Source organism: Microbacterium sp. ANT_H45B, from assembly GCF_008369345.1.
Classification (GTDB): Bacteria; Actinomycetota; Actinomycetes; order Actinomycetales; family Microbacteriaceae; genus Microbacterium.
In genome coordinates this window covers 423612-436722 of sequence record NZ_VOBK01000003.1, presented here as the reverse complement: position 1 = coordinate 436722, position 13111 = coordinate 423612, and the positions used below count along the sequence as shown (strand labels likewise).

The window sequence follows — 13111 nt, the reverse complement described above, 5'->3', positions numbered from 1 at the left end:
TCGTGCGCGCCCGAGGATCTCACGCCGACGTCATCGTGGTCGGCGCGGGCTCTGCCGGGTCGGCTCTGGCGGCACGGCTCGCGCGTTCGGGGCGACGCGTGCTGCTGCTGGAGGCGGGGACGGACGCCAGGGCCTCCGAACTCCCGGAGTCCTGGCGCCTGCCGAACCCGATGGCGGCGATGGAGGAACCGGGGAGCGCATCGCTGCTCTGGGACGACCATCTCGCGTCGCGGACGGCGACCCAGGTGCCGTCGCTGTATTGGAGGGGCAAGGGCCTAGGGGGGAGCTCGGCCATCAACGGGCAGATCGCGATCCGCCCGCCGATGCAGGACTTCGACGACTGGGCCGCCGACGGCTGCACGGGGTGGGCGGCGGACGACGTGCTCCCGGTGCTGGCGGCTCTGGAGTCGGATCAGGAGTACGGTGAGCGGCCGTACCACGGTGCCGACGGTCCGATCCCCGTGCATCGCTACCCGGAAGAGGTGTGGGGGTCTGTCGATCGGGCACTGCGCGACGCCGCGCTGGCGGCGGGCCAGCCCTGGGCGCCGGACGTCAACGCACCAGGGGCGACGGGAGTCTCGCCCTATCCGGTCAACTCGATCGACGGGCGGCGGGTCTCGTGCAACGACGCGTACCTCGAGCCGTTGCGAGACGATCCGCTGCTCACGATCAGGGGCGGGGCGCTGGTGGACCGTGTCGTGTTCGAGGGGGAGCGCGCTGTGGGGGTGCGTCTCGCGAACGGAGAAGTGCTGAGCGCCGATCTCGTCGTCCTCTGCGCCGGCGCCACGGCGACGCCCTCGATCCTGATGCGCTCCGGGGTCGGGCCCGCCCGGCATCTGGTGGAGCAGCGGATCGCGGTGCGCGCCGATCTGCCCGTCGGTGAGGGCATGCAGGACCACCCCATGGTGCTGATCGGCATCCCGCTCACGCCGGAGGCCACGGCCGGGCCCTGGGACCGCCACACGAACTGCTGCATCCGCTATTCCAGCCGGATGACATCCGACCCGAACGACATGATGATGGTCGCCCTCAACCAGAACGCCCTCGCGATGGCGTCGGCCGACCCGCGTGCGGGCGCCGGAGCCGTCGGGGTCTTCGTCAACCGCGCTTACTCCCGCGGCACGCTGCGCCTGCAGGACCGGGATCCTCGGACGCAGCCCCTGTTGTCGTTCAACATGCTCGACGTGGCGCTCGATGTCGATCGGCTCGCGGCAGGGGCGCACCAGTTGGCTGAGCTGGTCGATCATGAGGCGTTCGCCGGCATCACCGCGTCGGATGTCTGGGAGGCCAACACGTCGATGCGCACGGCGCTCGACGGGCCGGAGGACGCGCTCCGGGCCTACCTGCGCGACGCGGCAGTGGACACCCAGCACGCGACGAGCACGTGCCGGATGGGTGATCCCGCCGCTGCGACCACCGTCGTCGATCCGGACGGCCGTGTTCTCGGCATCGACGGACTGCGTGTCGCGGATGCATCGATCTTCCCTTTCGTGCCCCGGGCCAACACCCACCTGGCGAGCGTCCTGGTCGGCGAGATGCTGGCCGCACGCCTGACCTGACCACCCCCTGCCGAGGAGCCACCATGGAGCATCAGCGCCACGTGATCGACGGTGTCGCCGTCGCGTCGACCGATCCGGAGACCCTCCCGGTCGTCTCCCCCTGGACCGAGGAGGTCATCGCCCGTATCCCCGTCGGCTCCACCGCAGACGTCGATGCGGCGGTCCGCTCCGCAGTGAGGGCACAGCGCGGCTGGTCGATGCGCACGCTCGACGAGCGTATCGATCTGCTCGCGAGAGTCGCCGACACGGTGGAGGGGCACCTCGCGGAGCTCGCACGGATCGAGAGCGAGGAGATGGGCAAACCCGTCCCCCTCGCGGAGGAGTTCATCGAAGGCGGGATCGCGGGGTGGCGCCAGGGTCTGGGCCTCGCACGCTCCTATCCCTTCACGGCCGATGTCACGGCGCCCGGCGAACCGGGGCGGACCGTGGTCGAGCGTCGCCCCGTGGGAGTGGTCGGGCTCATCATCCCGTGGAACTTCACCGTCGCCTCGATCCTCGGCAGCCTTCTCCCCCTCCTCGCCGCCGGCAACACCGTGGTGCTCAAACCCTCGGAGAAGTCACCGCTGTCGGCGGCACGGTTCGTTCAGCTGCTCGACCTGCCGCCCGGTGTCGTGAACCTGGTGCTCGGCGATGCCCGCGCCGGCAGGCCGCTCGCCGCCCATGAAGACGTGGCGCTGCTGCATTTCACCGGTTCGGTCGAGGTCGGCCGCGCGGTCGGCATCGCGGCCGCATCGCGTCTGAAGCGATCGGTGCTCGAACTCGGCGGCAATGATCCGGTGATCGTGGATGCGGGCGTGGACGTGGCTGCCACCGCGCAGGCCGTGGCGATGTCGTCGTTCGTCAACAGCGGGCAGATCTGCACGTCGTCAGAGCGCATCTACGTGCACTGCGACATCGCCGAGGAGTTCATCGCGGCGCTGGTCGCGGCGGCCGGTTCGTACGAACTCGCCGCCGATCGGGAGAGCGCCGGGCTCGGTCCTCTCGTCGACGCCCGACAGCGGGCCCACGTGCACGCACACGTCGAGGAGGCGGTGGAGCGCGGGGCGACGGTGCTGCGCGGCGGTGCGCTCCCGGACGGCCCAGGGTTCGGCTACCCCGCCACTGTTCTCACCGGAGTGACGGCGGAGATGCGGGTGATGCGCGAGGAGACTTTCGGCCCCATCGCGCCCGTCGTCGTCGTCGACTCCTTCGACGAGGCAGTCGATCTGGCGAACGGCACGGGCTTCGGGCTCGCCGCGACCGTCTACACGCACGACCCCGCCCACCAGCAGCGCGCGGGGGACATCCACGCCGCCGTGATCTGGATCAACGGATGGCAGCAGGGCGGTGTCAACGCCGTCGCCGAGCCGTGGGGACTCAGCGGTGTGGGAGCGGCCGGATCCGTCGCCGACCTCGACGCGGCGACGCGACCCGTCTCGCTGCTCCTGGCCGCGACCGCCTGATCGCCGCGCTCAGGCGGTCGCGGACGCGAGCAGCTCACGGACGCGCAGCGCAAGCGTGTCCGCGGGGTTGGTGTGCTCGATCGACTCGTTCGCGGTGGCGAGCACGACAACCGTCGTCTCGGTCTCCGGGTCGTGACCGGTGAAGGTCTGGAAACCGGGCAGCTGGCCGTTGTGGCCCCAGAATCCACCGAAGTCGGCGATGCCGAGTCCGTACGTCCAGTCCGTTCCGGCGATCGGCCGACCCGTCATGCGTATCCGCTGCGTCTGATCCGAGAGGAGGTCGCCGCGCACGAGCGCCTCGACCAAGACCACCAGGTCGTCGGCGGTGGAGAGCGCGTTGCCGGCCGTCCAGGCCCACGAGGGGTTGATGTCGGTCGCGTCGACGAGCGCCGTGTCATCGCGGAGGTAGCCGCGCACCCGGGGGTCGGGCAGTCCCGTCCCCGCAGGGGACCGCGGAGGCAGCGACGTGCCCTGCAGCCCCAGCGGCTCGAACACGAAACGGGCCGCGAGGTCCTCCACCAGGACACCGGTGGCGTGTTCGGCCAGCATTCCGAGCAGGATGTAGCCGGTGTTGCTGTATTCCCACGACGCGCCCGGCGTGAAGTGCTGCGGACCGCGCTGCGCGAACTCCACCAGCTCTCGTGGCCTCCAGACCCGCTCCGGTGCAGCGAGCAACGCGGTGAGGAACTCCTCGGTCGTGTACTCCGGCAGGCCCGCTGTCATCCCGAGCAGACGGCGCACGGTGACGCCGCTCGGCAGGTTCAGGTGCGGCAGGTGGGTCCGAGCCTCGTCGTCGAGACCGAGGTCGCCCGTCTCCGTCAGACGCAGGATCACGGTGGCGATGATCGTCTTGGTCACGCTGCCGATGCGCAGCACGGCATCGACGGCGAGCGGCTCCCCGGTGGCGACATCGCGGGTGCCCACCGCGGCCGACCAGCGTTCCCCCGCGGGCGTCCGCACGGCGAGCACGACGCCAGGGACATCGAGTCGCTTCCGCTCGGCGTCGACCTCGGCGAGGATCGCTGTGGCGGCGGACGAGAGGGGAGGCACGGGTGTCATGCTCCGATCTTGCCGCGAAGGCTCCGTTTCCGCATGGTGCGTGGGACCGACTGAGACGAGTGAATCTCGGTCGATCGGCTGATCTTCGCTCCGATCGTCCTCCATATCTTGGGAAAGGCCCGCCCACCGAGAAGGAGTGACCGCTATGTCCGAGGATGCCGCGACCGAGAAGCGATCGATCATCATGCCGCCCAACTCGATTCAGGCGGTGCCGCGGTATGCAGGAGCCTCGACATTCGCCCGGCTGCCCCGGATCGACGAGGTCGACCGCGCGGACGTCGCTGTGCTCGGCGTGCCCTTCGACTCCGGCACCAGCTACCGCCCGGGCGCGCGGTTCGGCCCGGAGGCGGTGCGGGCGGCCTCGAAGCTGCTGCGCCCGTTCCACATCGGTTTAGAGGTCGAGCCGTGGGTCACCATGCAGATCGCCGACGCGGGGGATGTGGGGGTCACGCCGTTCGATATCGCTGCGGCGATCGCCGGGATCGAGCGGGCCGCCCGGGCTCTCTCTGCGAGAGCGGACCGTATCGTCGCGATCGGCGGCGATCACACGATCGCGCTCCCGATGCTGCGCGCGGCCCACGCCCAGCACGGCCCGGTGGCGCTCGTGCACTTCGACGCCCACTTCGACACCTGGGACAACCTGTTCGGGGCCCCGATGGTGCACGGCACTCCCTTCCGTCGCGCGGTCGAAGAGGGGCTGCTCGATGTCGGCGGCTCCGCCCACGTCGGCATCCGCAGCACCACCCCCTCCGCGCAGGACTTCACCGACGACGAGGAACTCGGCTTCGCGACCTTCACCACGCTCGATGTCGCGCGCCGAGGGATCGACGACATCATCGACCGCGTCCGCACCCGCGTCGGCGATCGTCCGGTGTACGTCAGCATCGACATCGATGTCCTCGACCCGGCTCACGCTCCCGGCACGGGGACCCCTGAGCCCGGCGGACTCTCGACCAGAGAGCTGCAGCTCATCCTGTACGGGCTGGCCGACCTCCACGTGATCGGCGCCGATGTCGTCGAGGTCGCCCCCGCCTATGATCATGCGCAGATCACCGCGCTCGCCGCCGCCGGCGTCACCTTCGATCTCCTCGCCATGATGGCGCGGGCATCGAGGTGAGACGACAGCCGGACGTGGTCGCCGGGGGCGCAGCGCCGGTCGTCGAGCTGAGCGGTGACGGGCGCGCCAGGGGGCGCACGCACGGCGAAGAAGTACGGGGCCTCATCGCCACGTCGATGGAGCGCTGGCGTGACCGGATCGAACAGCTCACCGGACTCTCCGCCGACGAGCACGTGGCACGGTTCCTGGGCGCGTCTCGACTGATCGACACGGTGCGCACGAGCTCTCCCGACCTCTACGACGAGGTGCTCGGCATCGCGGAGGCAAGCGGTCAGCCGCTCGACGACATGTTCGCCTACAACTTCATGGACGAGGAATGGCGGTACTCGCGCATCGCCGCGATCGGCTGCAGCGTCGTCGGCATCGAGAGAGAGGATCTCGTCATCCTCGGCCAGAACATGGACCTCCCGGCGAGCATGGACGGTTCGCAGGTGCTCCTGCACATCCGCGAGGGCGACGAACCGGAACAGTTCATCGCGAGCGCTGCGGGGATGATCGGCGTCCTGGGGGTCAATCGCGAGGGTGTCGCATGTTGCGTGAACACACTGGCGCAACTTCCGAGCGCGCGGGAGGGGATGCCCGTCGCCTTCCTGATCCGCGAAGTGCTGCGCAGGCGCACGCGGGCGGATGCCGGCGCGTATCTGCGCTCGGTCCGCCACGCGTCGGGGCAGAACTACGCGATCGCCGATCGGCACGGCATCGACTCCTACGAGTGCTCTTCCGCCGGCATCGCCGCCCGCCCGATCGCCGCTCCCACCCTCGTGCACACCAACCATCCGCTATGGACATCGGGGGCGGACGAGCTCGCGGCCACACCTGACGAGCTCGAGCTCTCCGGCACGCGGTCGCGATACAACTACCTGAGCGTCGCAGTGCCGCAGATCGGAGATGCCGCGGAGCTCGAGACCGTGTTCGCCTCGCGCGACTCGGGCGTGTGCGTGACACCCCGTCCGCCGCGAATGAGCAAGACCTTCTGCGGCGCCGTGTTCGAGATCGACGGCAGCGAGACTCGTGCGCGGTTCGCTCTGGGGCAGCCAGGGGTCGTCGAGTGGATCAGTGCGCCGTGGACGGCTCCGGTGGGCGCGTGATCCGTGATCAGTGTGCGCCGGCGACGCGGGCGATCGTGACATGAGCGACGAGCAGAAGCAGCCGGACGTGCTGCGGACGATGTCCGCGACGATCAAGGTGCACGGGCATCCGACGCGGCGAGACATCCTGACGTTGTTCCGTCGGCGGGATCGTCTGCGGGCGGCCGACATTGCCGAGGTGCTGGGGGTCTCTGCCAGCACGGCCAGCTTCCATCTGCGGGTCCTCGCCGATGCGGGATTCATCGCGGAGGCCCCCGAGGACTCCCGCGATCGCCGTGAACGGGTGTGGGTGGCTCGCACTCTTGGTGAGGTCCACACGGTGTTCCGGCAGCGTTCGGTGCGATTGACAGCTGTGGAACTCGGCGTCCTCGTGGAGCGGATCGAGGGTCTGATCTCGGCGGCTGTCCACGCACACGACCGCGACGACCCTGACGGGCGCTCGTGGCAGATCGACCTGCTGGCCGCCGACGATCTGATCTGACGGCGCCGTATCGGGCGGGTGCAGAAGGTGCCCTCGGTTATCGGGCGCCCATGCGGAGCGCACCGTCCATGCGGATGGTCTCGCCGTTCAAGTAGTCGTGCTCGACGATCATCGTCACGAGCTGCGCATACTCGATCGGATCGCACAGCCGCTGCGGGAAGGGGACACTCGCGGCGAGATTGGCGCGGTACTCGTCGCTGACCGTCGCCAGCATCGGGGTGTCGACGATGCCGGGGGCGATCGTGCAGACGCGGATGCCGTGTGAGGCGAGGTCGCGCGCGGCGGGGAGAGCCATCCCGACGACGGCGCTCTTGGATGCCGCATACGCCACCTGTCCCACCTGGCCGTCGAAGGCCGCGATCGAGGCGGTGTTCACGATGACCCCGCGCTGCCCCTGTGCGTCGGGTGTCTGCTGGGCGATGACCTCGGCGGCTGTTGACATGACCAGGAAGGTGCCGAGCAGATTCACGCGGATGACGGTGTCGAAGAGTGCGGGATCGTGCACCCCTGAGTGCCCGAGGATGCGAGCGGAGGGAGCGATGCCGGCGCAGTTGACGACGGTGCGCAGGGGTGCCCCGGCGCCGGCCGCCTGCACGGCAGCGCGCACCTGATCGGCGTCGGTGACATCGGTGGCGACGAAGGTGACGCCGTCGACCGCGGGTGCCGCGGCGATCGGTGCCGGGAGGTCGAGGGCGAAGACCTCCGCCCCCCATGCGGCCAGGGCGCGGGCTGTCGCCGCCCCGAGCCCGGAGGCGCCCCCGGTGACGATGGCGGATGAGCCGTTCAGCTGCATGATGGTGGTCCTTTCGATGAATGCTCAGCGCGCCAGGCCGCGGCTGATGACGAGGCGCTGGATCTGGTTCGTCCCTTCGAAGATCTGCATGACCTTCGCTTCGCGCATGTACCGCTCGGTGGGGAAGTCCTTGGTGTAGCCCGCGCCGCCGAGTACCTGCACCGCATCGGTGGTGACCTTCATCGCGTTGTCGGTGCACACGAGCTTGGCGATCGATGCCTCGTGGGAGTACGGGCGGCCGGCATCCTTGAGGCGCGCAGCGGCGAGGTAGGTGGCCCGCGCCGAGGCCACCGCGGCGGCCATGTCGGCGAGCAGGAAGGCCAGCCCCTGGTGCTCGATGATCGACCGGCCGAAGGTCTCTCGCTCGCGGGCGTACTTCACCGCCACGTCGAGAGCCTCCTGAGCCAGACCGGTTGCCACGGCGGCGATGCCCAGTCTTCCCGCATCCAGTCCGGAGAGCGCGATGGGCAGCCCCTGTCCTTCCGCGCCGAGCCGACGCTCGACCGGGATGCGTACATCCTCGAACATCATCGTGGCGGTGGTGGAGCTCATGAGCCCCATCTTCCGTTCCGGGTTGTCGGCGGAGAGGCCGGGGGTGTCGGCGGGCACGAGGAAACAGGAGATGCCGCGGCTGCCCTCGCCGGTGCGCGCCATGACCTTGTAGAAGTCGGCCTTGCCGCCGTGGGTCGTCCACGCCTTGGCACCGTTGATCACGTATTCCTCGCCGTCGCGCACGGCGCGGGTGCGCATCGCCGCGGGGTCGGAGCCGGCGTGCGCCTCGGACAGGCAGTACGCGCCGAGCAGGTCGCCGGACAGCATCTGCGGAAGCCAGCGCTCCTTCTGCTCGGCGCTGCCCGAGGTGAAGAGGCCGAAGCAGGAGAGGATGTGGACGCTGACTCCGACACCGACGGACGCGGATGCGGATGCCACCTCCTCGAGCACCTGGAGGTACACCTCGTAGCTCTGTCCGCCGCCGTCGAACTCCTCCGGGTAGGGCAGGCTCAGCAGCCCCGCCCGGCCCAGAGTGCGGAACACGTCACGGGGGAAGGATGCCGTCGCGTCGAGCTCCGAGACGATGGGGCGCAGTTCCTTGCCCACGATCTCGCGCGTCAGCTCGATGAGATCGGCGGACTCCTCCGTGGGCATGATTCGGGTGACGGGCATGTCTGCTCCTGGAGGGATTGTCAGAGAACAGCGAGCTCGGGCTCGCGAAGGAACGCTGCGGTATCGGCCAGCAACTCCGACGCCTGCTGCCCGTCAAGCACCCGGTGGTCGAACGACAGCGACAGGGTCGTCACCCAGCGCGGCAGAACGGTCTCGGCATCGCCGCTTCCGACGACCCAGGGGCGGCGAGTGATGCTGCCTACGCCGAGGATGACGGTCTCGCCAGGATTGAGGATCGGCGTTCCCGCGTCGACGCCGAACACCCCGAAGTTGCTGATGGTCGCGGTGCCGTGGCTCATGTCGTCAGGCGCCGTCTTACCGGCGCGCGCCGTGGCGGCGAGCTCGGCGATGGCGACGCTGAGATCGCGCAGGCGGAGGCGCTGAGCGCTGCGGATGTTCGGAACCACGAGACCACGCGGTGTCGCAGCAGCAACGCCCAGGTTGATCTCCGACAGCTGCACGATCTCCTGCGTCGCCTCCTCCCATCGCGAGTTGGAGATCGGGGTGCGTTCGATGGCGCGGAGGAAAGCCCGGGCGATCAGGCTCAGGGGGCTGAGCTTGACGTCGGCGAACTCCTTCCGAGCGGCGAGGCGCGAGCGGAGTTCCATCGATCGGGTGATGTCGAAGGTCACGTACTCCGACACATGCGCAGCGGTGAACGCCGAGCGGACCATCGCCGCCGCGGTGTGCTTGCGTACTCCTCGGACCGGTATCCGGATCTCGGAGACGGACTCTGCTGTCGGTCCGGGCGTGCGGCGCGTCTCCGCCGCGGACAAGACGTCGTCCTGTGTGATGGTCGTCCCGTGTCCGGTCGGGGTGACCGAGGCGAGGTCGACGCCGAGATCCTTCGCCAACTTCCGTACGGGAGGGGTGCAGCGGATACCTGCGCCGACGGGCACGGAGGAGGGGTGCCCGGCTGCGGGCTCGATCTCAGTGAGCGAGGCCACAGCTCGATCGGTCGCGCCTCGCCGTCGCCGCGGGTGGGGTGCTCCCGGGCCGTAGCCGACCAGGAGCTTCGGTTCGTCCGCTCCAGTCTCATCTGCCGTGGTGGCTGTGTCCGCATCCGCATCCGGTCCACTGCCGATCGCGTCCGTCGAGATGCTGATGATGGCGGTGCCGACCTCCACCGTGTCGCCTTCGACGACATGCAACGCGACGACCTCGCCGGCGAACGGCGAGGGCAGCTCCACCAGAGACTTCGCAGTCTCGATCTCGACGATCACCTGATTGGTCGCGACGGTGTCTCCCGGCTGCACGGCCCAGGAGACGATCTCCGCCTCGGTGAGTCCTTCCCCGACATCGGGGAGCGCGAACTGTTGTATCTCTGCCATGTCTTCCTCGAGGTTCAGTAGGTGAAACTGCGATCGATGGCGTCGAGGATGCGGTCGGCGCCGGGGAGCCAGTCACGTTCGAGTCGGCTGGCCGGGTAGGGCGTGTCGTACCCGGTCACCCGGATTCCGGGAGAGGCCAGCGAGTAGAACAGCGCATCCTGCACGCGGGCAATGATCTCGGCACCGAGCCCGGCGGTCTGCGAGGCTTCGTGGGCGACGACGAGCCGACCCGTCCGCTCGACCGAGGCGAGGATCGTCGCATCATCGATCGGAGACAGACTGCGCAGGTCGATGACCTCGATCGAGCGGCCGTCACGCGCCGCCTCTGTTGCGACCGTGAGGGCCGTCGGCACGAGGGCGCCATAGGTGACGAGCGTCAGGTCGTCTCCGGGACGGACCACTTTGGCCGTGTCGAGGGGGAGGGGCGTCGCATCCTGATCGATGTCGCCTTTGAGCCAGTAGTTGTGCTTGGGCTCGAGGAACACCACCGGGTCCTCGCTCTGCACAGCCAGCCGGATGAGGTCATACGCCTCCTGGGCGGACGAAGGGCACACCACGCGCAGCCCTGCCGTGTGGGCGAAGTAGGCCTCGGGGGATTCCGAGTGGTGCTCGATCGCACCGATACCGCCGCCGAAGGGGATGCGGATGACGACGGGAAGAGACACCAGGCCCTCCGAGCGATGCCGGTACTTGGCAAGCTGGGTGATGATCTGGTTCATCGCGGGGAACACGAATCCGTCGAACTGGATCTCGCATACGGGACGGTAACCGGCCATCGCGAGACCGATCGCGCTACCCACGATGCCGGCCTCGCCCAGGGGAGAGTCGACGACTCGCAACTCGCCGAACTCCTGCTGCAGCCCGTCAGTGACCCGGAAGACGCCACCGAGACGTCCCACATCCTCACCGATGAGAATCACGTTCTCGTGTTCGATGAGCAGCGAGCGGAGTCCGTCGTTCAGTGCGCGGGCGATCGCTGTGCTCACGCTACTGTCGCCTCTCCGGTGGCGATGAACTCGAGATGAGCGGCGAGTTGCAGCTCCAGCTCGGCGGGCATGGTGGCGAGCGTGTGCAGAAATGGAACGGCCGGATCGGGCTCGGGGAGAGCGCGGCATCCGAACCGCAAGCGTTCGGCGAGCAGCTCCTCCTCCGCAGCCACCCCGGCGAAGAAGTCCGGGGCCACCCCGCTGTTCTCCAGATGCGTGCGCAGGCGGGCGATGGGATCCAGGGCGCTCCACTGCTCGGTCAGCGCGGCAGCGCGGTAACGGCCATCGTCGTCGGAGGTGGTATGTGGATTTCGCCGGTACGTGATCGCCTCGATCAGTGTGGGACCCTCTCCGGCCCTCGCCAGGTCGAGCGCATGGACGGTCGCCGCATGGCTGGCGACGACGTCATTGCCGTCGACGCGCACGCCGCGGAAACCGAATCCCTGGGCGCGCTGAGAGACCGAGACGCGGCTTTGCACGGAGTAGGGGGCGGAGATCGCCCACTGGTTGTTCTGGCAGAAGAACACGACCGGCAGGTTCTGCGCTGCGGCCCACACGAATGCCTCATTGGTCTCGCCCTCGCTGAGCGCCCCGTCGCCGAGGAACACGAGGACGGCGCGATCGCGATCCGGATCTCCGGTTCCGACATCGCCGTCTCGTACGATGCCCATCGCGTAGCCGACGGCGTGCAGAGTTTGGGCGCCGATGACCAGCGTGTAGAGGTTGAAGTTGTTCTCACGAGGGTTCCATCCACCCAGGGTGGTGCCCCTGAACAGGCCGAGCAACTGCACAGGATCGACACCGCGGCACCATGCGACGGCGTGTTCGCGATACGTGGGAAAGGCGATGTCGCGGGGTCGCAGTGCGCGCCCGGCGCCCACCTGCGCGCCTTCCTGGCCGAGCATCGACGGCCACAGCCCGAGCTCGCCCTGGCGCTGGAGAGCAATCGCCTCGGTGTCGACTCGGCGACTGAGCACCATGTCGCGGTACATCACGAAGAGATCGCCGCCGACGGTTGTCTCTCGGCGGAGCACACCGTCGGGGTCGAGGCACGTGAGGATCTCGTCGTCCAGGGCGACCTCGGGCGTCTCGGGGTGCAGCATCGTCACGTCGTAATCTCCTTCAAGCGGTCAACACGACTCCACAGGTGATCATGTTGTTGAGCTACAATGATCTCAACGCGACGAAAAGCGCAATTACTTCACTGACAATTGAGCGGTCTGTATAGTTACGGCCCGCCGACCACAACGGAGGTGGCGGCAATGATCAGCATCGACCGACTCGACTCGGAGATCATCGGACGGATGGCCAACCACGCCCGACCGGGAATCGCCGAGCTGGCTGGTGCCCTCGGGGTAGCGCGCAACACCGTGCAATCGCGCCTGCGCCGCTTGGAGGAATCGGGTGTGTTCGCCGGGCTGCATCCGATCATCGACCTGGAGTCGGCCGGCGTCGTGGTTCAGGCCTTCGTCGCACTCGAACTCGACCAGCGAAAGCTGCCCCGCGTGGTCGAGGAGCTCGCCGAGATCGCGCACGTGCTCGAGATCAACACCCAGGCGGGACGCGACGACCTGCTCGTGCGCGTCGCTGCCGTGACACACCGCGACCTTCAGGGTGCCGTGACTCGGATGATCGAGATAGACGGGGTGCGCAGCACTGTCACAACGATGATCGTGTCCACGCCGCTGCAGCTGAGGACTCAGCCGCTGCTGGCCCACCTGACTGCCCAGGCGGGCTTCGGTCGCTCCACACCCGCCCCGGAGTAGGGGCGGATCGAGATCGAACGACGGCCTGTGCCTGTGACACGGTGCACTCAGCAGGAGACCGTGTCACAGGCGCAAGCCGCCGGTGCTTTCTTCGCTCTTTCGACAACGCATATTCCGGTGTTCCGATTTATGTGCCTTTACTCCTGTTGGCCCATGGAATCGACCGAACAACGCGATGCGAGCCTAATAATCGGCCGGCTACGGGATCAATATGTTCATGCGCAACTGTGCTGAAGACGTAGTTCGGCTCGGAAGCTCAACTCGGAGCTGTGCAAAGCGGTCAGCATGAGCAGGACCAAGGACCGTATCGCGTCGCCCCTCCAGA

The 13111-nt window shown here is 68.4% G+C and carries 12 protein-coding genes; 6 read left to right on the top strand and 6 right to left on the bottom strand.

The features are described 5' to 3' along the window. Nucleotides 1–2 precede the first annotated feature (2 nt). Complete coding sequence (locus FQ142_RS14215) at nt 3–1559, top strand: GMC family oxidoreductase (protein ID WP_149423817.1); 1557 nt, start codon at nt 3–5, stop codon at nt 1557–1559. Nucleotides 1560–1582: 23 nt separating this feature from the next. Then, entirely contained in the window at nt 1583–3001 is a 1419-nt protein-coding gene (locus FQ142_RS14210) for an aldehyde dehydrogenase family protein (RefSeq protein ID WP_149423816.1), read from the top strand. 9 nt (nt 3002–3010) lie between these two features. On the opposite strand, the gene FQ142_RS14205 is transcribed toward FQ142_RS14210, so the two are convergent. Next, a complete protein-coding gene (locus FQ142_RS14205) occupies nt 3011–4060 on the bottom strand; it encodes a serine hydrolase domain-containing protein (RefSeq protein WP_188042409.1) in 1050 nt (349 codons plus the stop codon). A gap of 145 nt (nt 4061–4205) precedes the next feature. On the opposite strand from FQ142_RS14205, the gene speB reads away from it, so the two are divergent. Genes speB through FQ142_RS14190 form a run of 3 tightly spaced genes read left to right on the top strand, consistent with a single transcriptional unit; the run spans nt 4206 to nt 6746 of the window. Then, nucleotides 4206–5177: an agmatinase gene (gene speB / locus FQ142_RS14200; RefSeq protein ID WP_410477445.1), complete on the top strand. Its 972-nt coding sequence runs from the start codon at nt 4206–4208 to the stop codon at nt 5175–5177. After that, a complete protein-coding gene (locus tag FQ142_RS14195) occupies nt 5174–6265 on the top strand; it encodes a C45 family autoproteolytic acyltransferase/hydolase (protein WP_149423814.1) in 1092 nt (363 codons plus the stop codon). Before speB ends, FQ142_RS14195 begins: the two co-directional genes overlap by 4 nt. Before the next feature lie 40 nt (nt 6266–6305). Further along, nucleotides 6306–6746, top strand: coding sequence for an ArsR/SmtB family transcription factor (locus FQ142_RS14190; protein WP_149423813.1), 441 nt, complete (start codon nt 6306–6308; stop codon nt 6744–6746). Between the two features lie 37 nt (nt 6747–6783). Here FQ142_RS14190 and FQ142_RS14185 read toward each other — a convergent pair whose 3' ends face one another. From FQ142_RS14185 to FQ142_RS14165, 5 genes are read right to left on the bottom strand one after another with little or no spacing between them, the layout of a single operon-like run. Next, nucleotides 6784–7539: an SDR family NAD(P)-dependent oxidoreductase gene (locus FQ142_RS14185; protein ID WP_149423812.1), complete on the bottom strand. Its 756-nt coding sequence runs from the start codon at nt 7537–7539 to the stop codon at nt 6784–6786. A 24-nt stretch (nt 7540–7563) separates the two neighbouring features. Further along, on the bottom strand, nt 7564–8703 hold the full coding sequence (locus tag FQ142_RS14180) for an acyl-CoA dehydrogenase family protein (protein ID WP_149423811.1): 1140 nt from the start codon (nt 8701–8703) through the stop codon (nt 7564–7566). Between the two features lie 20 nt (nt 8704–8723). Then, the gene (locus FQ142_RS14175; RefSeq protein ID WP_149423810.1) at nt 8724–10034 is read right to left on the bottom strand and encodes a dihydrolipoamide acetyltransferase family protein; all 1311 of its coding nucleotides are present in this window, start codon (nt 10032–10034) and stop codon (nt 8724–8726) included. A 14-nt stretch (nt 10035–10048) separates the two neighbouring features. Next, on the bottom strand, nt 10049–11020 hold the full coding sequence (locus FQ142_RS14170; RefSeq protein WP_149423809.1) for an alpha-ketoacid dehydrogenase subunit beta: 972 nt from the start codon (nt 11018–11020) through the stop codon (nt 10049–10051). Beyond that, nucleotides 11017–12123 (bottom strand): thiamine pyrophosphate-dependent enzyme, encoded by a 1107-nt coding sequence (locus tag FQ142_RS14165; RefSeq protein ID WP_149424146.1) that lies wholly within the window; start codon nt 12121–12123, stop codon nt 11017–11019. The genes FQ142_RS14170 and FQ142_RS14165 overlap by 4 nt, the downstream gene beginning before the upstream one ends. A 159-nt stretch (nt 12124–12282) precedes the next feature. Between FQ142_RS14165 and FQ142_RS14160 the strand changes: the two genes are divergently transcribed. After that, the gene (locus FQ142_RS14160; RefSeq protein WP_149423808.1) at nt 12283–12786 is read left to right on the top strand and encodes an Lrp/AsnC family transcriptional regulator; all 504 of its coding nucleotides are present in this window, start codon (nt 12283–12285) and stop codon (nt 12784–12786) included. Nucleotides 12787–13111 lie beyond the last annotated feature (325 nt).

What these genes read in the sequence shown, in the direction of transcription:
- FQ142_RS14210 (WP_149423816.1), top strand. Translation starts at nt 1,583, where the DNA reads ATGGAGCATCAGCGCCACGTGATCGACGGTGTCGCCGTCGCGTCGACC.
- FQ142_RS14205 (WP_188042409.1), bottom strand. Translation starts at nt 4,060, where the DNA reads ATGACACCCGTGCCTCCCCTCTCGTCCGCCGCCACAGCGATCCTCGCC.
- speB (WP_410477445.1), top strand. Translation starts at nt 4,206, where the DNA reads ATGTCCGAGGATGCCGCGACCGAGAAGCGATCGATCATCATGCCGCCC.
- FQ142_RS14190 (WP_149423813.1), top strand. Translation starts at nt 6,306, where the DNA reads ATGAGCGACGAGCAGAAGCAGCCGGACGTGCTGCGGACGATGTCCGCG.
- FQ142_RS14185 (WP_149423812.1), bottom strand. Translation starts at nt 7,539, where the DNA reads ATGCAGCTGAACGGCTCATCCGCCATCGTCACCGGGGGCGCCTCCGGG.
- FQ142_RS14180 (WP_149423811.1), bottom strand. Translation starts at nt 8,703, where the DNA reads ATGCCCGTCACCCGAATCATGCCCACGGAGGAGTCCGCCGATCTCATC.
- FQ142_RS14175 (WP_149423810.1), bottom strand. Translation starts at nt 10,034, where the DNA reads ATGGCAGAGATACAACAGTTCGCGCTCCCCGATGTCGGGGAAGGACTC.
- FQ142_RS14165 (WP_149424146.1), bottom strand. Translation starts at nt 12,123, where the DNA reads ATGCTGCACCCCGAGACGCCCGAGGTCGCCCTGGACGACGAGATCCTC.
- FQ142_RS14160 (WP_149423808.1), top strand. Translation starts at nt 12,283, where the DNA reads ATGATCAGCATCGACCGACTCGACTCGGAGATCATCGGACGGATGGCC.